The sequence below is a fragment of the Pseudonocardia sp. DxW genome, assembly GCF_058448985.1.
In genome coordinates this window covers 13,209-39,138 of record NZ_JBZFLK010000011.1, presented here as the reverse complement: position 1 = coordinate 39,138, position 25,930 = coordinate 13,209, and the positions used below count along the sequence as shown (strand labels likewise).

The 25,930-nt window shown below is 75.2% G+C and carries 24 protein-coding genes and 1 pseudogene; 6 read left to right on the top strand and 19 right to left on the bottom strand.

The features are described 5' to 3' along the window. Positions 1-39 precede the first annotated feature (39 nt). Entirely contained in the window at positions 40-642 is a 603-nt protein-coding gene (locus ACVJO7_RS18180; protein ID WP_491673870.1) for an NADPH-dependent FMN reductase, read from the top strand. A gap of 86 nt (positions 643-728) precedes the next feature. On the opposite strand, the gene ACVJO7_RS18175 is transcribed toward ACVJO7_RS18180, so the two are convergent. Beyond that, positions 729-1,313 (bottom strand): DUF4232 domain-containing protein, encoded by a 585-nt coding sequence (locus tag ACVJO7_RS18175; protein ID WP_491673869.1) that lies wholly within the window; start codon positions 1,311-1,313, stop codon positions 729-731. A 147-nt stretch (positions 1,314-1,460) separates the two neighbouring features. Between ACVJO7_RS18175 and ACVJO7_RS18170 the strand changes: the two genes are divergently transcribed. Then, positions 1,461-2,198, top strand: coding sequence for a sulfite exporter TauE/SafE family protein (locus ACVJO7_RS18170; RefSeq protein WP_491673868.1), 738 nt, complete (start codon positions 1,461-1,463; stop codon positions 2,196-2,198). 30 nt (positions 2,199-2,228) lie between these two features. On the opposite strand, the gene ACVJO7_RS18165 is transcribed toward ACVJO7_RS18170, so the two are convergent. From ACVJO7_RS18165 to ACVJO7_RS18125, 9 genes and pseudogenes are all read right to left on the bottom strand, one after another. After that, complete coding sequence (locus tag ACVJO7_RS18165) at positions 2,229-2,996, bottom strand: ABC transporter permease (RefSeq protein ID WP_358488222.1); 768 nt, start codon at positions 2,994-2,996, stop codon at positions 2,229-2,231. A gap of 333 nt (positions 2,997-3,329) precedes the next feature. After that, a complete protein-coding gene (locus ACVJO7_RS18160; RefSeq protein ID WP_344017572.1) occupies positions 3,330-4,157 on the bottom strand; it encodes an ABC transporter ATP-binding protein in 828 nt (275 codons plus the stop codon). A gap of 38 nt (positions 4,158-4,195) precedes the next feature. Further along, positions 4,196-5,236 (bottom strand): ABC transporter substrate-binding protein, encoded by a 1,041-nt coding sequence (locus tag ACVJO7_RS18155; protein WP_358488221.1) that lies wholly within the window; start codon positions 5,234-5,236, stop codon positions 4,196-4,198. 29 nt (positions 5,237-5,265) lie between these two features. Beyond that, positions 5,266-5,697: an aconitase X swivel domain-containing protein gene (locus tag ACVJO7_RS18150; RefSeq protein ID WP_491673867.1), complete on the bottom strand. Its 432-nt coding sequence runs from the start codon at positions 5,695-5,697 to the stop codon at positions 5,266-5,268. Beyond that, positions 5,694-6,974 carry an aconitase X gene (locus ACVJO7_RS18145; RefSeq protein WP_491673866.1) on the bottom strand — a complete coding sequence of 427 codons (1,281 nt, stop codon included), beginning with the start codon at positions 6,972-6,974 and terminating at the stop codon, positions 5,694-5,696. Before ACVJO7_RS18145 ends, ACVJO7_RS18150 begins: the two co-directional genes overlap by 4 nt. An 81-nt stretch (positions 6,975-7,055) precedes the next feature. Then, positions 7,056-8,363, bottom strand: coding sequence for an FAD-dependent oxidoreductase (locus ACVJO7_RS18140; protein WP_344017567.1), 1,308 nt, complete (start codon positions 8,361-8,363; stop codon positions 7,056-7,058). An 83-nt stretch (positions 8,364-8,446) separates the two neighbouring features. After that, complete coding sequence (locus tag ACVJO7_RS18135; protein ID WP_491673865.1) at positions 8,447-9,418, bottom strand: LysR family transcriptional regulator; 972 nt, start codon at positions 9,416-9,418, stop codon at positions 8,447-8,449. Between the two features lie 103 nt (positions 9,419-9,521). Next, entirely contained in the window at positions 9,522-10,115 is a 594-nt protein-coding gene (locus tag ACVJO7_RS18130; protein ID WP_491673864.1) for an Rv1733c family protein, read from the bottom strand. Between the two features lie 145 nt (positions 10,116-10,260). Further along, positions 10,261-11,192: pseudogene (locus tag ACVJO7_RS18125) on the bottom strand (universal stress protein). Between the two features lie 183 nt (positions 11,193-11,375). Here ACVJO7_RS18125 and ACVJO7_RS18120 point away from each other — a divergent pair. Continuing rightward, positions 11,376-11,555 carry a hypothetical protein gene (locus ACVJO7_RS18120; RefSeq protein WP_344017563.1) on the top strand — a complete coding sequence of 60 codons (180 nt, stop codon included), beginning with the start codon at positions 11,376-11,378 and terminating at the stop codon, positions 11,553-11,555. Positions 11,556-11,649: 94 nt separating this feature from the next. Here the strand turns inward: ACVJO7_RS18120 and msrA are convergent, their stop codons facing one another. Further along, complete coding sequence (gene msrA / locus ACVJO7_RS18115; protein WP_344017562.1) at positions 11,650-12,162, bottom strand: peptide-methionine (S)-S-oxide reductase MsrA; 513 nt, start codon at positions 12,160-12,162, stop codon at positions 11,650-11,652. Between the two features lie 293 nt (positions 12,163-12,455). Here msrA and ACVJO7_RS18110 point away from each other — a divergent pair, with 293 nt between their 5' ends. Further along, a complete protein-coding gene (locus ACVJO7_RS18110; protein WP_491673863.1) occupies positions 12,456-14,963 on the top strand; it encodes an HAD-IC family P-type ATPase in 2,508 nt (835 codons plus the stop codon). An 80-nt stretch (positions 14,964-15,043) separates the two neighbouring features. On the opposite strand, the gene ACVJO7_RS18105 is transcribed toward ACVJO7_RS18110, so the two are convergent. Together ACVJO7_RS18105 and ACVJO7_RS18100 are read right to left on the bottom strand one after the other, a co-directional pair. Beyond that, positions 15,044-16,471 carry an AI-2E family transporter gene (locus tag ACVJO7_RS18105; protein ID WP_491673862.1) on the bottom strand — a complete coding sequence of 476 codons (1,428 nt, stop codon included), beginning with the start codon at positions 16,469-16,471 and terminating at the stop codon, positions 15,044-15,046. Positions 16,472-16,704: 233 nt separating this feature from the next. Then, positions 16,705-17,874 (bottom strand): serine hydrolase domain-containing protein, encoded by a 1,170-nt coding sequence (locus ACVJO7_RS18100; RefSeq protein WP_491673861.1) that lies wholly within the window; start codon positions 17,872-17,874, stop codon positions 16,705-16,707. 259 nt (positions 17,875-18,133) lie between these two features. Here ACVJO7_RS18100 and ACVJO7_RS18095 point away from each other — a divergent pair, with 259 nt between their 5' ends. Continuing rightward, positions 18,134-18,265 (top strand): hypothetical protein, encoded by a 132-nt coding sequence (locus tag ACVJO7_RS18095; protein ID WP_358488202.1) that lies wholly within the window; start codon positions 18,134-18,136, stop codon positions 18,263-18,265. Here ACVJO7_RS18095 and ACVJO7_RS18090 read toward each other — a convergent pair. The 6 genes from ACVJO7_RS18090 to ACVJO7_RS18065 form a co-directional block, all read right to left on the bottom strand. Beyond that, a complete protein-coding gene (locus ACVJO7_RS18090; RefSeq protein WP_491673860.1) occupies positions 18,238-18,933 on the bottom strand; it encodes a hypothetical protein in 696 nt (231 codons plus the stop codon). The genes ACVJO7_RS18095 and ACVJO7_RS18090 overlap by 28 nt on opposite strands. Beyond that, positions 18,926-20,335, bottom strand: coding sequence for an ABC transporter ATP-binding protein (locus ACVJO7_RS18085; RefSeq protein ID WP_491673859.1), 1,410 nt, complete (start codon positions 20,333-20,335; stop codon positions 18,926-18,928). The genes ACVJO7_RS18090 and ACVJO7_RS18085 overlap by 8 nt, the downstream gene beginning before the upstream one ends. Then, the gene (locus tag ACVJO7_RS18080; RefSeq protein ID WP_491673858.1) at positions 20,332-21,213 is read right to left on the bottom strand and encodes an ABC transporter permease; all 882 of its coding nucleotides are present in this window, start codon (positions 21,211-21,213) and stop codon (positions 20,332-20,334) included. Before ACVJO7_RS18080 ends, ACVJO7_RS18085 begins: the two co-directional genes overlap by 4 nt. Next, a complete protein-coding gene (locus tag ACVJO7_RS18075) occupies positions 21,210-22,142 on the bottom strand; it encodes an ABC transporter permease (protein ID WP_491673857.1) in 933 nt (310 codons plus the stop codon). The genes ACVJO7_RS18080 and ACVJO7_RS18075 overlap by 4 nt, the downstream gene beginning before the upstream one ends. Before the next feature lie 2 nt (positions 22,143-22,144). After that, positions 22,145-23,716 (bottom strand): ABC transporter substrate-binding protein, encoded by a 1,572-nt coding sequence (locus ACVJO7_RS18070; protein ID WP_491673856.1) that lies wholly within the window; start codon positions 23,714-23,716, stop codon positions 22,145-22,147. Positions 23,717-24,025: 309 nt separating this feature from the next. Then, a complete protein-coding gene (locus tag ACVJO7_RS18065) occupies positions 24,026-24,637 on the bottom strand; it encodes a hypothetical protein (protein ID WP_491673855.1) in 612 nt (203 codons plus the stop codon). Between the two features lie 218 nt (positions 24,638-24,855). Between ACVJO7_RS18065 and ACVJO7_RS18060 the strand changes: the two genes are divergently transcribed. Continuing rightward, a complete protein-coding gene (locus ACVJO7_RS18060; RefSeq protein ID WP_491673854.1) occupies positions 24,856-25,929 on the top strand; it encodes an extracellular solute-binding protein in 1,074 nt (357 codons plus the stop codon). The last annotated feature ends 1 nt before the right edge of the window (position 25,930 follow it).

Sequence of the window (25,930 nt, the reverse complement as noted above, 5' to 3'; positions counted from 1 at the left end):
GGTGGAGAGCCCACCCGCCGAATCCCTGCGGGAGCAGTCATGACCCTGACCTCGAACAGCACGGCAGGCACCGGGACCGGCACCGACGATCCCGTCCGGGTCGCCGTCGTCATCGGCAGCGTGCGCACCGGCCGGGCCGGGCCCACCGTCGCCCGCTGGTTCGCCGACACCGCCGGCGGGCGGGACGACGTCGTCGTCGACGTCGTGGACCTGCTCGGGTCCGATCTCGCACCGCGGATGGATCGCGACCCCGATCCCGGCCTGGGCGCCCGGCTGGCCGGCGCGGACGCGTTCGCCGTGGTCACCCCGGAGTACAACCACTCCTATCCGGCGGGGCTGAAGACCGCGATCGACGCCTTCCACGCCGAATGGGCCGCCAAGCCGGTCGGGTTCGTCAGCTACGGGGGACGCTCCGGCGGCGTCCGGGCGGTCGAGCACCTGCGGACGGTGTTCGTCGAGCTGCACGGTGCCCCGGTACGGGACTCGGTCAGCCTGCACGACTTCTGGACCCTGTTCGACGACGAGGGCGGCCTCACCGACGACGGTTCCGCCGCGGAGGCCGCGCGGGTGCTCACCGATCAGCTCGTGTGGTGGGGGCGGGCCCTGCGGGCCGCCCGCTCCCGGCAGGGGTCCGTCGCCTGAGCGGGCCCTGACCGGCGCCGGTGCGTCCGGCCGGGCCGGGTCCGCCCGGGTTCAGCGCGACGGCCGCGGGGCGAGACTCCGGCGACTCAGCGCGCGACCACCGACGCGACGGTGGCCTGCGGCGGATCCGGCTCGGCCGCACACACCGGGCCGGGCCGCGGCACGAAGCGGCCGCCGGTCCCCCCGGGCGGCGCGACCCGGATCCCGCGGACCTCCCGGGGGTCGCAGTCGCCCGCCGGGTAGCTCTCGGTGGCGGTGACGCGCAGCGTCGCGGTGGCGGCCCGCCCGGGTTCGAGGCGGACCTGGGCACGGGGCCCGTCGATCGCGGCGCGCGCACCGACCGGGGTCCCCTCGTTGCCGGCGACGAAGGAGACACCCGGATAGCCGTCGAGCACGCAGGTCGCGGGACCGGTGTTGCGGAAGACCAGCTCCTGCACGCCCGCGTCGCCGTCCGGGCGGACCGGGGTGGCGGAGACGTCGAGTGTGTCGCCGGTGCACGGGCCGGCCGGCGCGGCCGGATCCGGCGCGGCCGGTGCGGCGATCTCCCCCGGGGCGATCGCCGGCTGCGGAGCCGCGGCGATGTTCGGGACGGCGCTCGGTGCGGGAGCGGAGCAGCCCGCGGCCAGCGCCAGCAGGGCGATCGCGGCCCCCGACCTGCGCAGACCCGCCATCCCGCTCTCCGTCCCGTCGAACCGACAGGTTCATTGTGGCCTCTGCCGCGACCGGCTCGTCACCCGGTCGGGGTACCGGGGCCGTAGCGACGCATCTCGATATGATCGACACATCGTCGACGTCGTACCGCTCCCCCGCCCCGGCCGGTGACCGCCGCCCAGGTGCTCCTGCTGTTCGTCGCCGGGATCGGCGCGGGCCTGACCGGCGCGGTCGCCGGGCTGGCCTCGCTGTTCTCCTATCCCGCGCTGCTCGCCGTCGGGCTCCCGGCGACGACCGCGAACGTCACGAACACGGTCTGCATGCTGTTCCAGGGCGCGGGCTCGGTCGCCGGGTCGCGCCCGGAGCTGCGCGGGGCCGGGCCCCAGATCCGGCGCTGGGTCGTTCCGGCGCTGCTCGGCGGCGCGACCGGGGCCGGGCTGCTGCTGCTCACCCCGGAGGGCGGCTTCGAGCGGATCGTGCCGTTCCTGGTCGGCGGTGCGGCAGCACTGCTGCTGCGGCCACCGCGCCCGGCCGCGCCCCGCGAACCCGGCCCGGGCGTCGCCGCCGGGGTGTTCGCGGTCGCGGTCTACGCCGGCTACTTCGGCGCGGCCGCCGGGGTGTTGATGCTGGCGCTGCTCGCCACGCTGCCGGGCACCACGCTGCTGCGGGCGAACGGCCTGAAGAACGTCCTGAGCTGGGCTGCGAACGCGGTCGCCGCCGTCGGGTTCGCGGTGTTCGGCGACGTCGCCTGGGCGGCCGTGCCGGCCCTGGCGGCGGGCCTGCTGCTGGGCGCCCGGCTCGGTCCGCCGCTGGCGCGCCGGCTGCCCACCCGGGCACTGCGGATCGCGATCGCCGCCGCCGGTCTCGGGCTGGCCGTCCGGCTCTTCGTCGACGCCTGGCTGTAGCCCGCGCCGGCGCCGGCGCGGGGTGCGCGGTCACACGCCGGTGGAGACCGACTCGTGCCACGGGATGACCAGCCGCTTGGCCGTCGTCACCGCGAGGTAGAGCAACGAGCCCAGCACCGCGAGCAACACGATCACCGCGAACAGCCGCGGTGCATCCAGGGCGTTCAGGCTGGAGACGACCAGGAAGCCCAGGCCCGCACTACCGCCGAGGTACTCCCCGACGATCGCGCCGATCACCGAGAACACGATCGCCACCTCGGCGCCGGCGAAGACGTAGGGCAACGTGGAGGGCAGCTCCAGGTTCCGGAACGTCGCCCAGCGGCCCGCACCCAGACCGCGCATCACGTCGCGGTGCCCCCGCTCCACGGAGCGGACGCCCAGCATCACGTTGAGCATGATCGGGAAGAACGCCAGCAGCGCGGCCATGATGATCTTCGAGGTCGGGCCGAACCCGAACCAGATGACGAAGATCGGCACGAACGCGACCTTGGGCACGACCTGCAACGCCACCAGCGCAGGCTGGACGGCGCGCTGCAGCCAGACCACGCGGCCGAGCACCGCCCCGACCGTCACACCGGCGACCAGCGCGATCCCGAACCCGGCGAGGACCTCGAACAGCGTGATCCCCACGTGCCCCCAGATCTCCGGGCCGGAGAACAGCTGCACCAGTGCCGAGGCCACCGCGGCCGGGGCGGGCAGGATGAACTCCGAGACGCCGACCACGGACACCGCGAACTGCCAGCCGCCGAGCAGCAACACCAGCATCAGCGGCCCGGAGACCCACGGCAGCCGGCGCATCCACACCGACTCCCCGTCCGGTCCCGCGCCACCGTCGGCGCCCGGGCCGGCCGCACCCGGTGGCCCCGCGCCGTCCGGGCCCGCCGCATCCGGGCCGGCCGGGACCGTTCCGCGCGGCGCCCGCACGGCACCGGGACCGGCACGATCCGGCTCACCCGCGGCGGCGACCGCGGCAGTCGAACCGGCAGCGCCCGGACCCGCGCCGCCCGGGCCATCCACGTCCCGCGGCTCCGGACCCACAGCGCCCGGACCTGCAGCGCCTGAACCTGCACCACCGGCATCCCGGCCCCGCTCCGGCACCTGCCCACCCCGCTCGACCGTCGTCATCGCGCCTCAGTCCTCCCGGTCCAGCTCGCGCCGCAGCTCCGCGACGATCTCCCCGAACTCCGGCTGCGACTCCACACCGGCCGACCGCGGCCGGGGCAGTCCCACCGGCACGATCGACCGGATCCGTCCGGGGCGGGGCGTCAGCAGCACCACCCGGTCGGCGAGGAACACCGCCTCCGGGATCGAGTGCGTCACGAACACCACGGTCGCCCCGGACACCGCGTGGATCTGCTGCAGCTCCAGGTTCATCCGGTCCCTGGTCAGCGCGTCCAGTGCGCCGAACGGCTCGTCCATCAGCAGCACCGACGGGTCGCAGGCCAGCGCCCGCGCGATCGCCGCCCGCTGCCGCATCCCGCCGGAGAGCTCGCGTGGGTAGGAGTCCTCGAACCCGGACAGCCCGACCGTCGCGCACAGCTCCAGCGCGCGGGCCCGCCGGGCCGCGCGTCCGGCCCCGCGCAGCTTCAGCGGGAGGCCCACGTTCTCGGCGACGGTGAACCACGGGAACAGGTTCGCCTCCTGGAAGACCAGGCCGAACTCGGCGAACACGGCGTCGTCGCGGCGACCGGCGACCCACGCCGGGCGGCCGCCCGCCTCGACGGTGCCGGCCGAGGGCGCCAGCAGGCCGGACAGGATGCGCAGCAGCGTCGTCTTCCCGCAGCCCGAGCGGCCGACCAGCGACACGAACTCGCCGCGGCCGACGTCGAGGTCGATCCCGGACAGCGCGTGCACCTCGCCGCGGCGGGTCGGGTAGATCTTGTCCACTCCGGACACCCGGATCCCGACCGCCCGGGACGCGAGGTCCCCCGCCGCGCGTGGTGCCGTCTCCTGCGTCATGTCCCTCTCCTCCTCGGGTCGAGCGCTCCCGGTGGTGGTCACGGTGTGGCCTCCGCCGCGGCGACGGAGCCGTCCAGCCAGTCGGCCGGGTCCAGGCCGGCCGGGAGCTGACCGATCCCGGCGATCTCGTCGTAGGTCGCCTGCCAGCGCTGCGGGGAGATCCCGGTGGGCCCGTCGCCGGCGTTGTAGGACTCGACATAGGCGGACAGCGCGGCCGTCGCCACCTGCGGGTCGGCCAGCGCGGGCACCTGGTACGCGGAGCCGATCAGCCGCATGGTCTCGGCGAACCCGTTCGCCTCGTCCTCGGTGATGAAGCGGGTGGCGTCGGCGATCGCGGCCAGGTAGCGGCGCAGCTTGTCCTTCTCGGCCGGGTCGTCCAGCATCGCGGCGGACGTCGCGTACACCTGGGAGCCGGCGGAGATCGCGTCGTTCGGGTCGTAGACGACGGCCTCGGGTCGGGTGGCGTCGAGCACCATCGCGGTGTCGAGGGAGACGATGAAGGCGTCCACCCGGCCGGCCTGCACCAGCTCGAAGACGCCCGGGCTGAGCCCGACGACCTGCCGGCGGACGTCCTCGGCCGGGATCCCGGCCGAGCCCGCGACCAGGTCCAGGGTGATGGAGCTGGTGCCGCCCTCGGACGGCGTGCCGACCAGCTTCCCGGCGAAGTCGGCGGCCTCGGTGACCGGCGCGCGCTCCGCGGAGATCATCCGGATCGGGCCGCGGTGCACCACCGAGCCGATCGCGACCAGCGGCGCACCCCGCTCCCCCGCCGCGACCATCGTCTCGATGTCGCCGATCCGGGAGATCTCGGCGGATCCGGCCAGCAGCGTCTGGATGGCGGGCGCGGAGCCCTGGGTGGCCTCGAAGTTCACGTCCAGCCCGTGCTCGGCGAAGTGGCCGTTCGTGTCGGCGACCATCTCGGCCGCGTAGCCGAGCGACTCCATCGGCAGGATGTTCAGGAAGGTGATCTCATCAGGGCCGTCGGCGCCGCCGTCGCCGCCGGACCCGCCGCAGCCGGCGAGCACCAGCCCCGCGGCGAGCAGCGCGGCGGCCAGCCGGCCGGTGGTGGTGCGTGCCATCGGGGTACCTCCGTGGGTGGTGGGGAGCGTCATCCGGGGACCGCCCGGTTCAGCAGCTCGACGGTCCCGGCGGTCGCGTCCAGCCGGATCAGGTCGCCGGTGTGCAGCAGCCGGACCGGGTCGCCGTCCGGGTCGGCGAGTGCCGGGACCCGGGTGACGACGGCGCCGAGCGCGGCCTTCGTGGTGGTGACGGTGAAGATCATTCCGAGCGGCCCGGTGCCGAGCAGCCGGGTCGTCTGGAAGAAGCCCGACCAGCCCGAGGAGCCCTTCGCCCCGGGGAACACCAGGATCCGGCCGGTGAAGCACACCCCGGCCAGCGGATGCCGGGCCTCGATGATCGTGCCGGTCGCCGGATCGATGCCGCCCCAGCCGGAGATCGTGTCGGCCGACACCAGCGCCTCGCCCTCGACGACGCCGGGCACCACGGTCCGCCCGCGCAGCACCGTCCGCGCCGCGCTCACCGCAGCTCACCCCGCCAGCGGCCGGTGACGGCGGCGTCCACGCACTCGGCGGTGCTGCCGAACCAGGCCTCGATCCCGAGGATCGCGGGCAGGTAGTGGGCCTGCTTGGCGGAGTCGGTCGCGAACACCCGGGTGCCCGCCGGCGCGGCCCGCGACATCGCCGGGCAGGAGTCGGTGAGCACCCGCCCGCCGGCGCGTTCGATCACCGCGGTGTAGCCGGACCGCTCGGCGACGGCGGCCAGCGCACGCGGCGCCATGATCCACAGCTCGGTGCCCGGGTGCAGCCGGCGGCCGTCGAGCGCGCGGGCGGCGTCGCGGATCTGGTCCAGCGAGGCGTGCGGGCAGCCGAGCAGCACGAAGTCGACGTCCTCGCTGCCGCCCTGGTCGTTGAGCCGCTCGTAGGTCGCCCGGCGTTCCGCTGCGCCGTAGACGATCGGCTCCGGGACGCCCGCACCGCCGAACGCGGCCCCGGTGGTCGGCGCCTCCGGGGTGACGCCCGGTACGTGGTACATCTCCACCCCGCCGGACGACGCCGCGGCCGCCCCGAAGTGCTTGAGATCGGTCAGGTCGGGCAGCGCGTGGTCCCCGGTGACGACCGGCCGGGCCTCCTGCACCGCGTCGCCGGTGAAGTACCCGAGCAGGCCCCAGTCCAGGAACGTCGCGACCGGGGTGTCCACCCGGACCAGGTGGGTGCCGCGCCGGTGCTCGTCGTGGTGGTTGCCCCAGCAGGGCACCCGGCCGGTGAGGCTCGCCGCGCCGGTCGACGCGGTGCCCTCGCAGTTGGTGCGCGCGCCCAGCACCGCGTTCGCGTAGACCACCGCGGACGACTCCATCCACGCGCAGTGCTCGCCGCGCACCGGCAGGTTCCCCACCTGGTACGGGGTGCAGGTGGCGAGCACCGAGACGCCGCGCCCGCCGTAGAACACCTCGGCGTCGCTCTGCAGCGCGACGAACTCCGCCGGGTACGGCACGACGCCCGCCGAGTCCGGCCCGAACCCCTGCTGCAGCTGGCAGGTCGGGACCGCCATCGGCGGGATCGGCAGTGTCTCGTCGGCGTCCAGGTTGATCACCGAGAACGCCCGGTCCCAGCCACCCTCGGTGACCAGCCGGGCCTTCAGCGGCGACGGCTGGGTGGTCGTCCCGGCGACGTTGCGCACCGTGCACAGCCGCTCGGCGTCCAGCGCGGCCGCGTACCGGATCAGCAGGTCCATCGCCGCGGCGACGGCCGGGCCGTCCGCGCCGTCACGCATCCTGCGCTCGTCGTCGGTGAGGATCACGCCGCACCTGCCGCGGTGGGTTCGCTCGTGCTGGGACTGGGCATCGTTGCCGGTCTCCTCGTGGTGGGACGGTGGGCCGGATCAGTCGTCGACGTTCTCCCGGATGCGGCCGGTGAGCTCGGCGGCGTCCACGTCGTGCACGCTGCCGTCCGGGCCCGCCAGGTCGAGCGCGTGCGCGGCGGCGTGCCCCATCGCCGCGCACGGCCCCATCACCCGCACGCTGGACAGCGCCGCCGCATCGCCGTCGACGCAGCGGCCCGCGGCGAGCACGTTCGACGCGTCCGGCGGGGTCATCGAACGCAGCGGCACGTAGTGCAGGTGGTCGGGGCCGAAGGTCTCCCAGACGTAGCCGTCCGGGGTGTCGTGCAGCTCGATCGGCCAGGCGGTGCGGGCGACCGAGTCCGGGAAGCGGGTGCCTGCCCGCACCTCGTCCACGGTCAGCTGGTGGGCCGCGGCCAGCCAGCGGGTCTGCCGCCGCCCGGGCAGGCCGTAGGAGCGCACCGTGGCCTTGCCGAACACCTCCGGGAACTCGGCCCGCAGGAACCCGACGACCCGGTCGGCCTGCGCCTTGCCCTCCAGCTGCGCGTCGGCCGCCGCGACCGGGTCCAGCGGCGCCTCGATGTGGGTCATGTTGAGCACCGCGGTCCCCCGCCCGGGGAAGTAGAACGCCAGGCCGTCGCGGCGCCGCAGCCCGTACTCGGCGGCCTTGGCCGCGACCCGCCCGGCGAGCTCGGCGGGCTCGGGTGCGGCGTCGGTGTCCAGGTGTTCGACGACGAGCTGCTGGCTGCCGTAGATCTCGCGTTCCGGCAGCCGGCAGGCCAGCCCGGCCGACCAGCACAGCGCGGCGTCCCCGCTGGCGTCGACGAAGCCGGACGCGCGGACCTCGACCGAGCCGTACCGGGTCGCGAACCGGGCGGCCTGCAGCCGGTCGCCGTCCCGTTCGACCCCGGTGAGGGTGGCGTTGGTGAGCACCCGGATGCCGTGCTCGCGGACGGTGTCCTCCACCCACCGGCCGAGCCGGACCTCGTCGTAGCCGACCGTCACCGTGTGTCCGACCCGGTAGAACAGGTCGCCCGCGGCCTCCAGGTCGGTGAAGATCCCGTCCAGGATCCCGTGGGTCAGCCTGCGGTGCTCCGGCGCGTTCCCGAAGGCGCCGCAGAACAGCCCGATCAGCGAGTTGACCATCTGCCCGCCGAGCACCGGCGCGGCGTCGACCAGCACCACCCGCCGGCCCAGCCGGGCCGACTCGACGGCTGCCGACAGTCCGGCGATGCCGGAGCCGACCACGCAGACGTCGGTGGTCACGGCGTGCTCCGCCGGATCGCCGGCGCGGACCGGGGCGTCCCGGACGACGGTGCGCACCGGCAGGTCGGTCAGCGGATGAGGCATGGCTCACACGCTAGGCACGGCACGCGGGGCTCCGGAAATAGAGCTTCCGCCTGCGGATCATCGACCGGACGAATAGTTCCTGCTCAGCGCGGCGTCCCGACGCCTGCCGCGATCTCGACGACGACGTCGCGGAGCCAGCGGTGGGCCGGGTCGGCGTCGAGATCGGTGTGCCACCAGAGCCGCTCGGCGATCGGTCCCGGCTCGCCGGGGCAGTCCAGCACGGCCAGCCCGAGCCGGTCGGCGACCTGGCGGGCGAGCCGCTCCTGCAGCAGCGCCACCCGGTCGGTGCCGGCCACCAGGTAGGGCACCGACAGGTAGCTCTCGACCCGGACCCGGATGTCCGGTTCGAGCCCGAGCCGGTTCAGCTGCCGGGTCATCGGCGCGGCGGCGGACATGCCCCGGTCCGGCGCGAACGGCACCACCCACGGCATCGCGGCGAGCTCGTCGAGGGTGAGCTCGCCGGCCGCGGCGCTGGGGTGTCCGCGGTCGACGACGCACACCCAGCGGTCCGAGAACAGCCCGGTGGAGTGCAGCTCGGGCCGCTCGAACCGGACCGCGTGCGGGGCGATCATGCCGTCGATCAGCCGGATGGTCTCCCCGATGTCGGCGGAGAACGACTCGCGCACCAGGCGCAGGCGCAGCTCCACCCCGGGCGCCCGGGCGGCCAGCGCCGAGGACAGGGCCGGGCCGAGCACGGCGACCGTGTAGTCGGCGACGAGCAGGGTGAAGCCGCGCCGGGCCGTCGCCGGGTCGAACCGGTGCCCGGTGTCGAACAGCCGCTCCGCCGCCGAGCAGACGCCCTCGACCTGGTCGACCAGCTGGGACGCGAGCGGGGTGAGCACGTAGCCGCCGGGGCGGCGGGCGAGCAGCTCGTCGTCGAAGTGCCTGCGCAGCCGGGACAGCGCGGCGCTGGCGGCGGGCTGCGAGATCCCGATCCGGGCGGCGGCGCGGGTGACGTTGCGCTCGCGCAGCAGCTCACGGAGCGAGACGAGCAGGTTCAGGTCGAGATTGGCGAGCCGGGCGGTCGGGGCGCTGATCCGGGGGCTCGGGTCCACGAACCGCGGACGCTATCCGCGGCCGGTCGGAGCGTCAATCAGCCTGACATTCGCGGGCCGGGAACCCCCGGCCGGCGCGGCGCACCCGGGCCGCCGCCGGCGGTCAGCCGGCGCGGCGACCGGTCCACTGCGGTTCGACGCCGGCCCAGTCCAGCTCCCAGGCCCGGGCGAACCGGCCCGCGGTCCAGCGGAACGCCAGGAACCCGGCGCCCAGCACGAGCACCCCCCACAGCAGGACGGTCATGAAACCGGCGCCGAAACCGACCGTGACGGCGTCCTCCGCGGTGGCCGGTGGCGTGGTCAGCGTCCCGCCGGGGCCGACCCAGACGGTGATCCGGTCGCCGACCTCGTGCAGGCCGGGGGTGGACGTCCGGTCGGTCCGCTCGGTCCCGTCCGGCGCGGTCCACCGGACGGTCACGGCCTGCATCCCGGCCTGCAGGTCGCCGATCGGCGCGGCCCGCTCGGTGACCACCGCCTCGGTCGCCGCCCGCTCCGAGTGCTCCGCGGCGCCGCGCTCGGCGACGGCCCCGTACGCCGCCGTCCCGACCAGCCAGGCCAGCACCAGGCCGATCGCGACCAGCAGGCCCAGACCGACCGAGAGCAGGTCCTCCCAGCGGGCGGCGCTGCGCCGCAGCCGGTCGGCCGGGCCGGGCGCCGGGCGCGCCCCGGACCGCCCGTGGTCGTCCGCTGTACGCATCGCTTCTCCTCGCCGGGATCTCCTGGTCCGCCGGTCCGTCACGACCCACGGTGGTGGCCGGTGCACCGAGACGTACCCGCGATGCGCTGCCACGACAGCCGGTCGGGACGAGGATCACTGGTGAAACGGTGCACAGCGGATCGGGTCAGCCCGCCGGTGCCGCGGCCGCCGGCCGGTCGGTGGCCGGATCCGCACCGGCCGCGGCGGGGGTCAGCACGACGACCGGGCAGCGGGCGTGCTGCAGGCAGGCGGCGCTGACCGAGCCGAGCAGCATCCGGCCGAGCCGTCCGCGGCCGTGGCTGCCGACGACGAGCATCGCGGCGGCGTCGGCCGCCCGGCACAGCTCGGCGGCCACCGGCCCTCCCGGAGCTCGGCGACGACCGGACCGCCGGCCACGTCGGCGGCCAGCGCGGCCCGTTCCGCGGACCGCAGCCCGGCGAGCGGCGCGTCCACCGGCAGCGGCGCCGGGTCCCAGACCCGGACCGCCCGGACCGTCCGCCCGGTCCGGGCCGCCTCGGCCACCGCCCAGCGCAGCGCGGCCCGGCCGGAGGCCGACCCGTCGACGCCGACCACCACCGGGCCGGTGCCGCCGGGCGCGGCGCCGGGGGCGGTCCGCGGGTGCGGCAGGTCGGTGACGGCCGTGCGGGTCTCGGCGGGCACGAAACCGCCGCCGGTGCCGGGCGGGACGGGTGCGACCAGCACCGGGATCCCGGCGTGCTCGACGACCGCCGACGCCGTGCTCCCGAGCAGGTCGGCCCGCCCGGTCGAGCGGGCCCCGAGCACCAGCAGGTCGCAGCCGTCCGCGCCCTCGACCAGCGCGACCGCCACCGCCCGCCCGATCCGCCCGGGCACGGCGGGCGGGGCCGGGACGATCACCCGGCGCACGACGCTGGGATCGTCCGGGCCGGGTGCGTCGCCGACCGTGACGGTCACGACGGGACGGCCGGGCAGCACCCGGTGCACCAGTGCGAGTGCCGCGTGAGCGCCGGGCGAGCCGTCCCAGCCGACGGCGATCTCGTTCCCGGCCCGCGCGCGCGGACGCCGCCCGCCGTCGTCGCCGCCGTCGTCGTCGTTCATGGCCCGCTCCCGTCCGTGTGGTTCCCGGCCACCGTGGCCGGTCCGGCGGCGCGGCACAGCGGCCCGACGGCCCGTGCGGCGCGGGACCTCCGGCCCGCGCCGGACGGCCCGGGCCGTTCCGCCCTGGCCGGGCGGCACCGGTGCGCGCAGGCTGAGCGCACCACCAGCCACCGGGAGGACACCATGACCGCATCCACCAGCTCCGGCACCGTCGTCGTCGACTACTCCGGCGTGCGGATCGGCATCGCCGACGAGCGCGGCGAGGTCCGCGACTTCGGCGGCGTCCGGATCGGCTCGGTCGGCGGGGACGGCGTCGTCCGCGATCCCGGGAACGTCGTGCTCGGCCACGTCGAGGGCCGCTGAGTCGAGGGCCACTGATCCGGCGCACCACAACGGGACCGGGAACGGAACGGGCCCCGGGGGATGTCCCCCGGGGCCCGGCCGTGTGGTGGGAGCGTCAGCTCGTGCTCGCCGCCCGCCGCGGCAGCACCCAGTTCGGCCGCGGGAAGTGGCAGGTGTAGCCGTACGGGTACTTCTGCAGGTAGTCCTGGTGCTCCGGCTCGGCCTCCCAGAAGTCGCCGGCCGGCTCGACGTCGGTGCTCGCCCGCCCGGGCCACAGCCCGGAGGCGTCGACGTCGGCGATCGTGTCCAGGGCGACCCGGCGCTGCTCGTCGTCGGTGTAGAAGATCGCCGATCGGTAGCTGCGGCCGATGTCGTTGCCCTGCCGGTCCTTCGTCGACGGGTCGTGGATCTGGAAGAAGAACTCCAGGATCTCCCGGTAGCTGATCTGCTCCGGGTCGAAGACGATCTCGACGGCCTCGGCGTGGTCGCCGTGCCGGCGGTACGTCGCGTTCGGCGTGTTCGGGTCGCCGGAGTAGCCGACCCGGGTGGAGACGACGCCCGGCCGCTTGCGGAGCAGCTCCTGCACTCCCCAGAAGCAGCCGCCTGCCAGGATCGCGGTCTCGGTCATCTCACGGCCTCCTGTGTCGGGTTCGCCCCGTACAACAGTACGTCCGCACTGGATGTTCCGTCGCGCACGACCGCGGGGGACCTTCGCCCCCGGGTGCGGCGCACCGGCCGACGGACGCTGGGTGCGGCGACCCGCGATCCTCCTCCGGGCCGGGTCGCCCGGGCCGGCCCGCCTCCGTCGAGCCACCGCCCCCGACCCGGCGCGGGGCGGGCCGGCCCGACAGGACACCTCCCAGCTCACGCACAGCACCGGGTGCCATGATCGGCCGGTCGCACAGCACCCGGGGGACGTCGATGGCAACCGGCACGGTAGGCACGTCGCAGGAGCGCGGTCTCAGCGCCGCACAGGTCGCCGAGCAGCGCCGAGCCGGGCGGGTCAACTCCCCGGTGACCGGCGGCTCGCGCAGCTACACCTCGATCCTGCGGACGAACGTCTTCTCGTTCTACAACTCGATCCTGTTCTCGATCGGCGCGATCCTGCTGGTACTGGGCCGGTACAACGACGCGCTGATCAGCGTCGGCCTCGGCCTGATCAACGCGGTGGTGGGCGCGGTCCAGGAGGCGAGAGCGAAGCGCCAGCTCGACAACCTGCAGCTGCTCGACGAGGCCGACGTCGCCGTCGTCCGGGACGGTGACGAGATCCGGATCCCGGCCACCGACGTCGTCGCGGGCGACATCCTGGTGGTCCGGGCGGGTGACCAGATCGTCGTCGACGGGCCGGTGCTGGCCGGGCACGCGGAGGCCGACGAGTCGCTGCTGACCGGTGAGTCCGAGCCGGTCCCGAAGGCGGTCGGTGACGTGCTGCGCTCCGGCAGCCACTGCATCGCCGGGGAGGCGCGGCAGCGGGCCGACGGCGTCGGCGCCGACTCCTACGCGGGCCGGCTCACCCTGGACGCCCGCCGCGCCACCACCGACGCAACCCCGCTGCAGCGCCGGATCGACTTCGTGGTCCGCCTGACGATGGCGCTGGTCGTCCTGATGAGCGGCGCGATCCTGGCGCAGGCGTTCCTGGAGGGCTTCTCGCTGCTGCGGGTCGTCCAGATCACCGCGGTGCTGTCCGGGCTGGTGCCCTACGGCCTGTTCTTCCTGATCGCGGTCGCCTACACCCGCGGTGCCGCCCGGATCGCCGGGCGGGGGGCGCTGGTGCAACAGGTGAACGCCGTCGAGTCGGTGACCCACGTCGACGTCGTGTGCACCGACAAGACCGGCACGCTCACCACCGGGGCGCTGCGCCTCGAGGAGCTCGCACCGCTCGGCCCGGCCGATCCGGAGCAGCCGCTGGCCCGGTTCGCGGCGGCGGTCTCCGATCCGAACCTCACCTCGGCCGCGCTGGCCGGGGCGCTCCCGGGGAGCCCGTGGGAGCTGCGCGACGAGATCGCGTTCACCTCGTCGCTGCGCTGGTCGGGGCAGGTCACCGAGGACGGCGCCTGGGTGCTCGGCGCGCCCGACGCGCTGGCCCCGCAGCTGGAGACCGCGCTGCCCGCGGACGCGGTGACCGCCCGCACCGGGCGCGGCCTGCGCGTGCTGCTGTTCGCCCGCGCCGCCGACCCGGGTGCCGGGTTGCGGGCCGCCGACGGGCGCCCGTCGCTGCCCCGGCTGGAGCCGGTCGCACTGGTCGCGCTGGCCGACGAGCTGCGTCCCGAGGTCGTCGACAGCATCGCCCGGTTCCGGGAGAACGGGGTGCGGGTCGCGGTGCTGTCCGGGGACGATCCGCGCACGGTGGCCGCGCTGGCCGTGCAGGCCGGTCTCGAACCGGGCGAGCCGGTCGCCGGGCCGGAGCTCGACGGGCTCGACGACGCCGGACTCGAGCGTCTGGTCGCCCGCACGTCGGTGTTCGGCCGCGTCGCCCCCGAGCAGAAGGAGCGGATCGTCGCCGCGCTGCGCCGCCGCGGCAGCTATGTGGCGATGCTCGGCGACGGCGTGAACGACGCCCGCGCGCTGAAGGGCGCCCACGTGGGCGTCGCGATGCGCAGCGGATCGCCGGTCACCCGCGACGTCGCCGACATCGTGCTGGTCGACGACTCGTTCTCGGCACTGCTGCCGGCCCGCGCCGAGGGCAGGCGGGTCATCGACGGCATCGCGCTGTCGATGTACGTGTTCCTGTCCCGGGTCGCCACCCAGGGCCTGGTCATCCTCGCCGTCACCATGCTCGGGCTCGGCTTCCCCTACTCGCCGACCCAGGTCGGGCTGACCCTGCTGACGGTGGGGGTGCCGACGTTCTTCCTGACCATGTGGGCGAAACCCGACGAGCCGGACCCGAACCTGCTCGGCAGCCTGGGCCGGTTCGTCATCCCGGCCGCCGTCGTCACCGCCGGGATCGGCACCGTCGTCTACACCGCGCTCTACCAGCAGATCCTCAAGGGCTTCAGCAGCGGCCGGACGCCGGCCCAGGTGCTGGCGGAGTTCCAGAGCTACACCGGGCTCACCTACGGCGAGGACACCGGCTTCGCCGAGGCGGCCGCCACCATCGGCGCCCAGACCGGGCTGTCGACGTTCATCGGCCTCGCCTCGTTCGGGCTCATCCTGTTCCTGCGGCCGCCGCACCGGTTCCTGGCGGCCTGGACCCGCCCGGTCACCGACCGGCGCCCGGCCTGGCTGGTGCTCGCGCTGACCGTTGTGTTCGCCGGGGTGCTGTTCACCCCGGCGCTGTCGTCGTACTTCGGGTTGACCGGGGCCGCGTGGCCGGTGTTCCTGGTGGTGCTCCCGGCGCTGGCGTCCTGGTCCGTGGTGCTGTGGGTGACCTACCGGTTCCGGCTGATGGACCGGGTGCTGGGGATCGACCGGCTCCCCGGGCGGCGCTGACCGGGGCCGGCCCGGCGCGGTCCGGGCGACCGCGGCCGGGAGCCGTGCGCGCGGCGACCGGGTCCCGACCGGCGGCCGGATCAGCCGTCGGTGCCCGGGCGTGCCTTCCCGGCCGTTCCGGCGGTGTCCCCGTCGTCCGGTTCCCCGGCCGAGCCGTTCCGGCCCGCCGCGTCCCCGGCGGGCCCCTCGGCAGACCCGTCAGCAGAGCCGCCCGCGGCGGACCCGTCAGCAGGCCCGTCAGCAGCGCCGTTCTCGGCGGACCCGTCAGCAGAGCCGTCAGCAGCACCGTCGGCGGACTCACCGGCAGTCCCGTCGGCGGACTCGGCAGCAGCGCCGAACGCGGGGCGTTCGGCGGCCCCGAGCGCAGCAGCACCGTCGGTGGACCCAGCGGCGTGCTCGGCGGTGTGCTCGGCGAAGCGCTGGTCGTGCCGGTCGATCTGCTCCCCCAGGTAGCGCAGCATCACGGCGGCGACGGCGGCGACCGGCACGGCGAGGAATGCCCCGGCGATGCCGCCGAGTGTGCCGCCCGCGGTCACCGCGAGCAGCACGACCGCGCCGTGCAGCTTGAGGCTCTGCCCCTGCAGGAAGGGCTGCAGCACGTTGCCCTCGACCTGCTGCACCACGATGATCAGGATCAGCACCAGCACCGCGGTGGTGAAGCCCTGGGTGACCAGGGCGATCAGCACGGCGAGCGCGCCGGCGACGAACGCACCGACGATCGGGATGAACCCGCCGAGGAAGGTCAGGATCGCCAGCGGCAGCGCCAGCGGAACGCTCAGCAGCACCAGCCCGATGCCGATGAACACGGCGTCGATCAGGCTGACCAGCGCCTGCACCCGGATGAACCCGCCGAGCACCGCCCACATCCGGGACAGCACCTCGGTCAGGTGCCCGCCCGCGGTGCGGCCGGTGATCGAGGTGAGCCAGGGCAGGAAGCGCGGGCCGTCCTTGACGAAGAAGAACGTCAGGACCAGCGCGAGCACGATCGCCAGCAGGCCGGACGCGATCGTCGAGACGCCGGTGAGCACGCCGCCGGCGATCGCGCTGGCGCTCTGCTGCAGCTGCGTGGTGACCTGGGCGACGAGATCGCCGACCTGGCCCTCGCCGAGGTTGAGCGGCGGCCCGGAGATCCACTCCTGGATCTGCGCCAGGCCGGCGATCACCCCGTCGACGATCTGCTGGGACTGTCCGATGACCGACGGCGCGATCGCGACGAACAGCCCGGTGATCGCGCCGATCCCGACCAGCAGCACGATGATCGACGCCAACGCCGGTGGCACCTTGTGCCGGATCAGCCAGGCGGCCGGCGGGCGCAGCACCGTGGTGAGCAGGATGGCCAGCAGCACCGGCCAGGCGACCACCCAGAAGCTGCCGATCACGTAGCCGATGAGCACGAACCCGACCGCGATCAGCGCGAGCCGCAGGCTCCAGGCCGCCATCCAGGTCAGGCCGTTGCCGATCAGCGTCCCGCGGCTGGCGAATGCGGTCACCGGGGCCGGGCTCAGCACCGATCCTCCCGCCGGGTCCCTGCGCGGGGAGAGCTGCCCCGTCCCCCGGACGGCCGGTTGCGACCGCGACTCCATCTTCCCCACCCCGTTCGTACCGGGCCCGGTCCTGCCGGGCGCTGTGCGGCGCAACCTTAACGGCGCCGGGACGCGTCCGCCGGAAGCGCGCCGGGACGGTCCGGACACACCACGGCCGCCCCCGGACCGGGATCCGGGGGCGGCCGGGACGTGCGGTGCTACCGCAGGGCCGCGTAGAGGGCGCCCTCGAAGTTCCCGTAGAGGGTGAGCGCGCCCTCCTCGATGAAGGGCAGCGAGTTGGTGTAGATCGAGGCGCAGACGCCGGTGCTGCGGTCGACCCAGAAGTGGGTGTTGAACAGCCCCGCCCAGGCCCCGGTGCCGGCCCGGCGGGCACCCGGGACGTCGGCGGTGTTGAGCAGCAGCCCGTAGCCCCACTTGAACCCGGGGCCGGGCGCGAAGGTCGCGGTGATCGGCGGGTCGGCGGTCGGGATCTCGGCCGGGAAGTCGAGGTCGCCGATCTGGTTGGTGAACGCGGCGTCCACCGTCTCCTGGGACAGGATCCGCTCGCCGTCCAGCTCGCCGCCGCGCAGCAGGGCGCGCTCGAACCGGATGTAGTCGCGCGGGGTGGAGTAGAGGCCGTGGCCGCCCGCCCACCACTCCGGTTCCTGCGGGAGCAGCTCCCCCGCCGACGCCCAGCCGCCGCCCTCGGCCGGGACGTGCACGGTCACGGCGTTGGCCGTGCGGCCGTCGTCGAGCAGGAACATCGTGTCGTTCATCCCGAGCGGGCCGGTGACGCCCTCCTTGACCAGCACGTCCAGGCCCTTGCCGGTGACCTTCTCGACGACCCGGCCGAGCCAGTCGGTGTTGATGCCGTACTCGAAGGTGGTGCCCGGGTCGGCGAGCAGCGGGGCGCCGAACGCCCCGGCGCCGCCGAGCACGTTGGGCGTCCCGGTGACCTGCTCGAAGCGCGCGAGCTTCTCGTTGAAGAACCAGTAGCCCAGGCCGCTGGTGTGGGTGATGAGGTTCTTCACCGTCGCCCGGGCCCCGGCCGGCCGCAGCTTCGGGGTGTCGCCGTCGACGCTCTCCAGCACCTGCAGGTCGGCGAACTCGGGCAGGTAGGTGTCGACCGGGGCGTCGAGCTCCAGCGCGCCCCGCTCCACCTGCTGCAGCGCCACCGTGGTGGCGATGATCTTGGTCATCGACATGATCCGGAACTGGGTTCCGGTGTCGACGTCGCCGGGTTCGCCGACCGTCCGCGGGCCGGCGCCGCCCTCGTAGATGATCCCGTCCCGGTCGGCCGCGATCGCCGCCACGTGCGGCACCGCGCCGTCCTGCACGGCGGTCTGCAGCAGCTGGTCGATCGCGCTTCCGTCGATCTTGTTCGCCATCCGGTCCTCCACGACCCTCGCAGTGACGTCGAGCCCTCGATGTGACGTGAGCCACGGGCCTTCCCGGCGCCATCCTGTCGGATCCGGTCGCGGCCCGACCCCCTCCAACGGGTGGGCCGGTCGCCGCCGAACGCCATGGCAGGAATTGGTGGACCGCTGTCCTTCCTGCCTCTGTCCGCCCCCGCGGGCCGGGCGGATCCTGGTCATCGGCGGGTTGCAGGACGCACCGCCGCAGGGAGAACCGTACGGAGGTAGTCCTGTGTGGATCCAGATCCTGATGCTCGCGACCGTCGTCGTCGGCTCCGCCGCGACCTTCCGCGAGGTGCTGCGCGGCCGGCCGCGCCGGCTCCGGACCCGGCACGCCTACGACACCCGGTCACCGTCGCTCTGAGGACGGCGCGGGCCCGCCAGCTCACGGGCCCGCGCCGGATCGACGGCGGTGTGCCAGGTCCCGTCCGGATGGTCGACCACCAGTGGACCGAGGTTGCACGGCCCGAGGCAGCCGCACGGGGTGACCTGCGTCGAGCTGCCCCGCGCCGCGTCGCTGAGCGCCCGGTGCGTGGCACCGGCGCCGTGCACCAGGCAGCGCGGCCCGCGGCAGACGAGCAGGTGCCGGTCCGGCACGTCGAGCACCGACCACGCCGGGCTGGCGAACCCGGCGGCCGAGGCGGTGACCGGGTCCCCGTCGCCCTGCGCCAGCTCGGCGACGGCGTCCGCGGCGAACCCGGTCAGGCCCGGCGCGATCCGGACGTCCGGGCAGGCGCCCGGCGGGCCGGACCCCGCCCGCCAGTGCGCGACGGCCCGGCCGATCCAGGTCGTCAGGTAGCGGTCGGCGGGCACCGCGAGCGGTACCAGCAGCACCGCGGGCACCCGCTCGGCGGTGAGCGCGTCGAGCACCGCCGGCACCGAGGGGTCCTCCTGGTCCAGGTGCGCCACCCGGACCGGGCCGGGCACCCGCCCGGCGACCGCGGCGGCCAGCCGGGCCAGCGACCGGCCGTCCACCCCGGACGGGGTCGGCCGGGCAACCAGGACCAGGGCGCGTTCCGACGTCTCAGGCATCCGTCTCCTCCGCTGTGCCGTCCCGCATCACCAGGGTCCGGTCGGCGTAACCGGCGAGCCGCTCCCGGTCGTGGCTGACGACGACGACCGCGGTCCCGGACGCGGCGAGCGACCGGAGCAGCGCGGTGATCGCGTCGGCGGTCGCGACGTCCAGGCTGGCGGTGGGTTCGTCGGCCACCAGGAGCGCGGGCCGGGCGGCGAGCGCCCGGGCGATCGCGACCCGCTGCGCCTGGCCGACCGACAGCGTCGCCGGTCGCCGGTCCGGGTCGATCCCGGCCAGCCCGACCCGGTCCAGCATCCCGGCCGCGATCGCCCGGGCGGCGGCGCGGCGGGGACGTCCCCCGCGGGCCCGCAGCGGCTCGGTCAGGGTCCGCCACAGCGGCCACCGCCGGTCCAGCGACGCGACCGGGTCCTGGAACACCGGCATCACGTGCCCGGGCCCGGCTCCCGGGATCTCGACGGTGCCCGCGTCGGGGCGTTCCATCCCGGCCAGCAGCCGGGCCAGGGTCGACTTCCCGGAACCGGACCGGCCGACGACGGCGAGCACCTCACCGGCCCGCACGGTCACCGACACGTCGTGCACCGCGGTCACCGGGCCGTAGCGGCGGGTCAGCCCGGTGCCCCGCACGACGACCGCGCCGTCCGGTCTCCCCCGCGCCGACGACCGGTCCACCGGCCCGGCCGTGGCCGGGCCGGCCGACAGCAGCCGGTCGGCCGGTCCGCGCTCGGCGACCCGGCCGTCGTCGAGCACCAGGACGTGACCGGCGTGCCGGGCCACCAGCGCCAGGTCGTGGCTGACCAGCAGCAGCGCCCCGCTGCACCGGCGCACCAGGTTGAGCACGTCGTCGGCGAGCTCGGCGTCCAGTGCGCTGGTCGGCTCGTCGGCCAGCGTCAGCGGCGGACCGTGCGCGGTCCCGGCGACGATCGTGGCGCGCTGCAGCATCCCGCCGGACCAGGTGTGCGGGTGCCGGGCGGCGCAGCGGGCGGCGTCGTCGATGCCGACCCCGGCCAGATCGGCGGCCACCCGGCCGGGCGGCGGCACCATCCGGTGCGACCGCCACGCCGAGGTCACGTGATGGCCGACCGTCCGCAGCGGGTCGCAGGCCGCGAAGGGGTCCTGCGGGACGTAGCCGATGGTCCGCCCGCGCAGCCGGCGCAGCTCCGCCTCGGGCAGCCCGAGGATCTCCCGCCCGTCGACGCGCACGCTGCCGGTGACGATCGCGCCCGGGGGCAGCAGGCCGAGGATGGTGCGGACCAGCGTCGTCTTGCCGCAGCCGGACCGCCCGACCACGGCCCACCGGCCGCCCGGCGGGATGTCCAGGTCGACGTTGTGCAGGGCGGGCCGGGCCGGGTCGCAGCCCGGGTGCACCACGGTGAGCCCGCGGACCGAGAGCGCGCTCACCGGCGTCGCTCCGGATCGGTGACGTCGCGCAGCGCGTCGCCGACCAGCGTCGCGGCGGCGACGGCGAGCACCAGCCCGGCACCCGGGCCGATCAGATGCCACGGCGCCGCGGCGAAGGTCTCCCGGCCGGCGGCGAGCATGGTGCCCCACTCCGCGGTCGGCGGCTGGGCGCCCAGCCCGAGGAACGACAGCGCGCCCAGCGCCAGCACCGCCTCGCCCAGTCCCAGGGTGGCGGCCACCGACACCTGCACCGCCACCCCCGGCACGACGTGGGTGAGCACGGCGCGGAGCGGGCCGATCCCGGCCATCCGGGCGGCGACGACGTCCGGCCGGGACGCCGCTCCCCAGGCCACGCTGCGCGCGATCCGGGCCAGGTGGGCCCAGCTGGTGAGCGCCATCGCGAGCACCAGGTTCAGGTGGCCGGGGCCGAGGACGCCGACCACGGCCAGGGTCAGGACCAGCGTCGGCAGCCCGAGCAGCACGTCGGTGATCCGGGTGGCGACAGCGTCCACGATCCCGCCGACGGCCCCGGCGACGGTGCCGACGACCAGCCCGATCACCCCGGACAGCGCCATCACCAGCACCGCGGCGCCGAGCGAGCTGCGCGCGCCCGCGACCGTGCGGGCGAGCAGGTCGCGGCCGGCCTGGTCGGTGCCGAGCAGGTGCTCCGGTCCCGGCGGGGCGAGCTGGCGGGTGTAGTCGGGCAGGTCCGGATCGGGCAGCAACCACGGCCCGGCGACGGCGGCGGCCACCAGCAGCACCGCGAAGGCGAGGCCGACCCGGGCTGCGGGCCGGGCGAGCAGCGCCCGGCCGAGCCCGCGCCCGACCGCCCGGACCGGCGGCTCGGCGACCGGGGTGAGGATCCCCGCGCCGGTCACCGCGGGCTCCGCAGGCGCGGGTCGATCCCGGCGCACAGCAGGTCGATCAGCAGGCTCGCCAGGACGTAGGCGACCACCGCGACCAGGGTGAACCCGACGACCACCGGCATGTCGCGGCCGTTGATCGCCTCGACCGTGAAGCGCCCCACCCCGGGCCAGGTGAACACGCTCTCGACGATCGCGGCGCCGCCGATCAGCGACGCGGTGCCGAGCCCGACCATGGTGAGGAACGGGGCGAGCGCGTTCGGCAGCTGGTGCACCAGCAGCAGCCGGACCGGGCCCGCGCCGCGGGCGGCGGCGACCCGCAGGTGCGTCGCCGAGCCGGCCTCCAGCAGGCTGGTGCGCAGGACCCGGGACCAGGTGGCGACCGAGCCGAGCGCGAGCACCAGCGCGGGCAGGAACACGGTCGCCCAGGTGCCGTCGGCGATCACCCGGCCGAGACCGGCCCGGACCACCAGGACGTCGATCAGCACCACGCCGAGCACGAAGCTCGGCACCACCAGCGCGCCGAGCGCGATCCCGCGGGCCAGGGTGTCCGGCCACCGGCCGGCGCCGAGTGCGGCGACCGTGCCGAGCAGCAGCGCCGCCCCGACGGCCAGGCCGAGCGCGGCCACGGTCAGCCGCAGCGTCGCGGGGAGCCGGTCGGCGAACTCGGTGCTCACCGGCCGGCCGGTCCGCCACGAGACGCCGAGGTCGCCGCGGACGGCGTCGCCCGCCCACCGCCCGAACCGGACCGGCAGCGGCTCGTCGAGCCGCAGCTCGGCGCGCACTGCGGCGACCGCGGCCGGGGTCGGTTCGGTGATCCCGCGCGCCTGCAGCACCCGCTGCGCCGGGTCGCCGGGGGTGACGGCGAGCATCCCGAAGACGAGCGCGCCTGCGGCGGCCAGGGTGAGCACTGCCTGGCCGACCCGGTTGAGGACGGCGAGCACGGTCAGCCGGTCGGTGCCGTGTCGCGGGAGACCCAGAGGTTGGAGCCCTCGATCTCGTAGCCCTGCCAGGCCGGTCCGGTGATGACCGCACCCCTGCGCTGCCCGATGTAGCCGAGGTGGCCGCCGTCGGCGATCCGGTGCTGGATACGGCGGAGCAGATCGTCCCGGGCCGCCGTGTCCAGCTCGACCGCGACCTGGTCGATCAGCGCGTCCAGCTCGGGATCCGCGGTACCGGTGTAGTTCTTCGGTCCGTCGCTGCGCACGGTGTTGACCAGCGGGAGCACGTAGTCGCCGCCGAACGACAGCATCCCGCTCGCCCGGACCGACGCCTGCCAGCCGGTCGGCTGCTCCACGGCGTCGGTGATGTCCGGTACCTGCTGGATGTCGACGCCGATGCCCTGCGCTGCCAGCTGCGCCTGGACGGCCAGTGCGAGGGCGTCGGAGTCGGGCTGCTGCGGGTAGGTCAGCATCGAGAACCGCAGCTCGGCGCCGTCGCGGGTGCGCGGGCCGTCGCCGTCGCGGGTCCAGCCCGCCTCGTCCAGCAGGCGCGCGGCACCGGCCGGGTCGGTCGTCGTGGTCGGCTCGGCCCAGGGGCGGGACTCGTCGTAGATCCCGGTCACCGGCAGGTACAGCCCGTTCATCACGTCGTTCGCGAGTGCGTCGTAGTCGATCGCCCGGTAGACGGCCCGCCGGACCTGCGCGTCGTCGAACGGGGCCGCGCGGTGGTTGAACTCGAGCTGGAAGGTCGGGCCGCTCGTCGCCCCGGTGACGTAGAAGGCGTCGTCCCGGCCCTCCAGGGTGGAGGCCGTGGCGGTCGGCGGGTACAGCGCGATGTCCACCTCGCCGGACTGGACGGCCTGGATCCGGGCGGACGCCTCGGGCACGAACCGCACGGTCACCGCGGCGAGCGCGGGCGGGCCCTGCCAGTGGTCGGCCCGCGGCGAGAGCTGCGCGGCGGCCCCGTCGAGCGAGTCGACGACGTACGGTCCGGTGTAGATGCCCGCACCGACCAGTTCGGACGCGGGTGCGCCGGAGTCGCGGTGCTCCCGGTAGGCGGCGACGTCGAAGACCGGGACCATCGACTCGTCGGCCAGCAGTGCCGGGACGTTCGGCGCCGGCCGCGAGGTGACGAGTGTGACCGCCAGCGGTCCGGTCGCCTCGGCCGTGGCGCCGGGCAGGGCCGCCGCGAAGGAGGCGTTCTCGGCGAGCTGGAAGGTGAGCAGTGCGGCGAGCGCGTCGGCGTCGAGCGGTGTGCCGTTCACGAAGCTGGCACCCTCGGGGAGGGTCAGCTCCCAGGTGGTCGGGCCGGTCGAGGTCAGGTCGGTCAGCACCCAGGGGGTCGGCTCGCCCGCCCGGTCCGGGCGCATCAGCAGCTCGACGTAGCCGAACTCCGGGCCCCAGAAGCCGTTCTCCAGCGGATCGAGGTCGTCGATCGCGAATCCGGTCGCGAAGGTGACGGTGTTCGGCGGGTGGCCGCCGGCCTCGCCGCCGCCGGTGGTCTGCACGCATCCCGCGGTGAGCAGGACCGCGGCCGCGGCGGCGGCCAGCCGGGTCAGGGCACGTATGCGGGTCACGGGGTCCTCCTGCGCTGCGTCGGGCGGGCCGCGCACCGGACGAACCGGATGATCGCGACCGATCGGAGAGAGTCATACCCCACACTTGAACAACTGGGCATATTTAGTGATGTTCGCCGCGCGCGGGAACCGGCACTCCCCCGCCGGCGACGTCCGGCGCCACGCCCTTCGCGCGCCGCTGCTCGCCCCGCCGCACCCCTCCGGTCGCCGAGATGCAGCTCAGCGGGCCGCGGAGATCGACAATTCCCGCTGAGCTGCATCTCGGTGAGGCAGGTGCGGGTTCGTCCGGCCGGGCCCGGCCGGGTCGGCTCAGGCCGCGAGCTCCGCGATCCGGGCGGCGACGTCGGCGAGGTGCCCGCTCATCCCGTCCAGGTCGTCCGCGGCCGCCCCGAGCAGCCCCGCGTCCCCCAGCGAGGCCCCGGCGACGCAGTTCCGGGCCGCGTCGGCACCGGCGTCCAGCCCCGCACCCCAGGACGCCTGGGCGCGCGGGTCCGGGATCGGCGGGTAGGCGCGGGCCGTGGCGACGTCGTCGCGCAGGTCGCGGCACGCGTCCCGCATGGTGGCGAGATCGGCCGCCCGGGTGATCGCGGCGAGATCCTCGGTGATCCGGGTGACCCGGACCTGCCCACCGCCGTCGCGCCACTCGGTGATCGCCGCGGTCGCCGCCGCGGCGGGCCCGGCGGCCGGCCCGGCCCGGTCCGCAGCCACGACCACCCCGGTGAACACGGCGAGCAGGCCGGCGATCGCGGCGACCAGCCCGGCGCCGACGAGTCGCGGCGACCGCCGGCGGGGCAGCAGCGCGTCCGGGAACCCGGGCAGCCGTCCGTCGGGGCCCGGGCCCGCTGCGGGCTCGACCGGCGCCGCCGGGCGCGTCCCGGGCGCGGCGTGTCGCGGGCGGTACGACGGTCCGTGCTGTTCCACGACGCACCCCCTCCCGGTCGCCTCCGATGCCGGTTCATCGCGCTCCGACCAGCAGCGTTAGCTCCGCGGGCCGGAGTTCATCAGTCCTGGTGACCCCGGTCACCCGTCCGGGGTGACCGGTTGGACTGATCAATCCGCAAGATCTGTTTCATCCTGAATGTACGTTTGGGAGGTAGCGTCGCGCCGGCGACCGTCGTGACACGACCCCGGAGCGATCAATGCAGATCACCGAACGACCGACGTCCCACCACTGGAGACTGCTGGCCGCAGGAGCCGCAGCTGCACTGGCCCTCACCGCCTGCGCGGGCGCCCCCGCCGACGACGCCGCCGCACCACCGGACGGAACCACCGCCGGCGACGCCGCCCCGCTCACCGTCTACTCCGGACGTTCGGAGAGCCGGGTCCAGGAGCTCCTCGACCAGTTCGAGGCCGAGTCCGGCATCCCGCTCGACATCCGGTACGGCGACACCGCCGAGCTCGTCGCCCAGGTCCTGGAGGAGGGCGAGGCGAGCCCGGCCGACGTGTTCTTCGCCCAGGACGCCGGGGCGCTCGGCGCACTGTCCGAGGCCGGCCGGCTGGTCCCCCTCGACGACGAGGTGTACGACGGCGTCGTCGACGGCTACGTCGCCGCCGACGGCTCCTGGACCGCCACCTCCGCGCGCGCCCGGGTGATCGCCTACGACTCGCAGGACCTCACCCCCGACGAGCTGCCGCAGAGCCTCGACGATCTGCTCGATGCGCGCTGGGCGGGCCAGATCGGCTTCCCGCCGGGCAACTCGTCGTGGAACACCTTCGTCACCGCGGTCCGCCTGGACCGGGGCGACGACGGTGCGCGGCAGTGGCTCGCGGACTTCGACGCGCAGAACCCGGAGCGGTTCAACAACAACCACGGCGTGATCGACGGGATCGAGAACGGCCAGATCCAGATCGGACTCGTCAACCACTATTACATCTACTCCAAGATGGAGGAGCTCGGCGAGGAGAACCTGCGCACCCGCAACCACCACGTCGGCGGTGATCCGCTCGGCCTGGTCAACGTCGCCGGAGCGGGCGTGATGGACACCGCCGACGATCCGGCCCGCGCCCAGGAGCTGGTCGCGTTCCTGACCTCCGAGGTCGCCCAGCAGTACTTCGTCGACACCTCCGGCGAGTACGCGGTCCGGTCCGGGATCACCTCCACGGTCTACGACATGCCCGACATCACCGAGCTGGAGCAGCCCGACATCGACCTGGCGGATCTCCGGACGTTGGAGGAGACCCTGGAGATGCTGCAAGAAGCCGGCATGAGCTGAT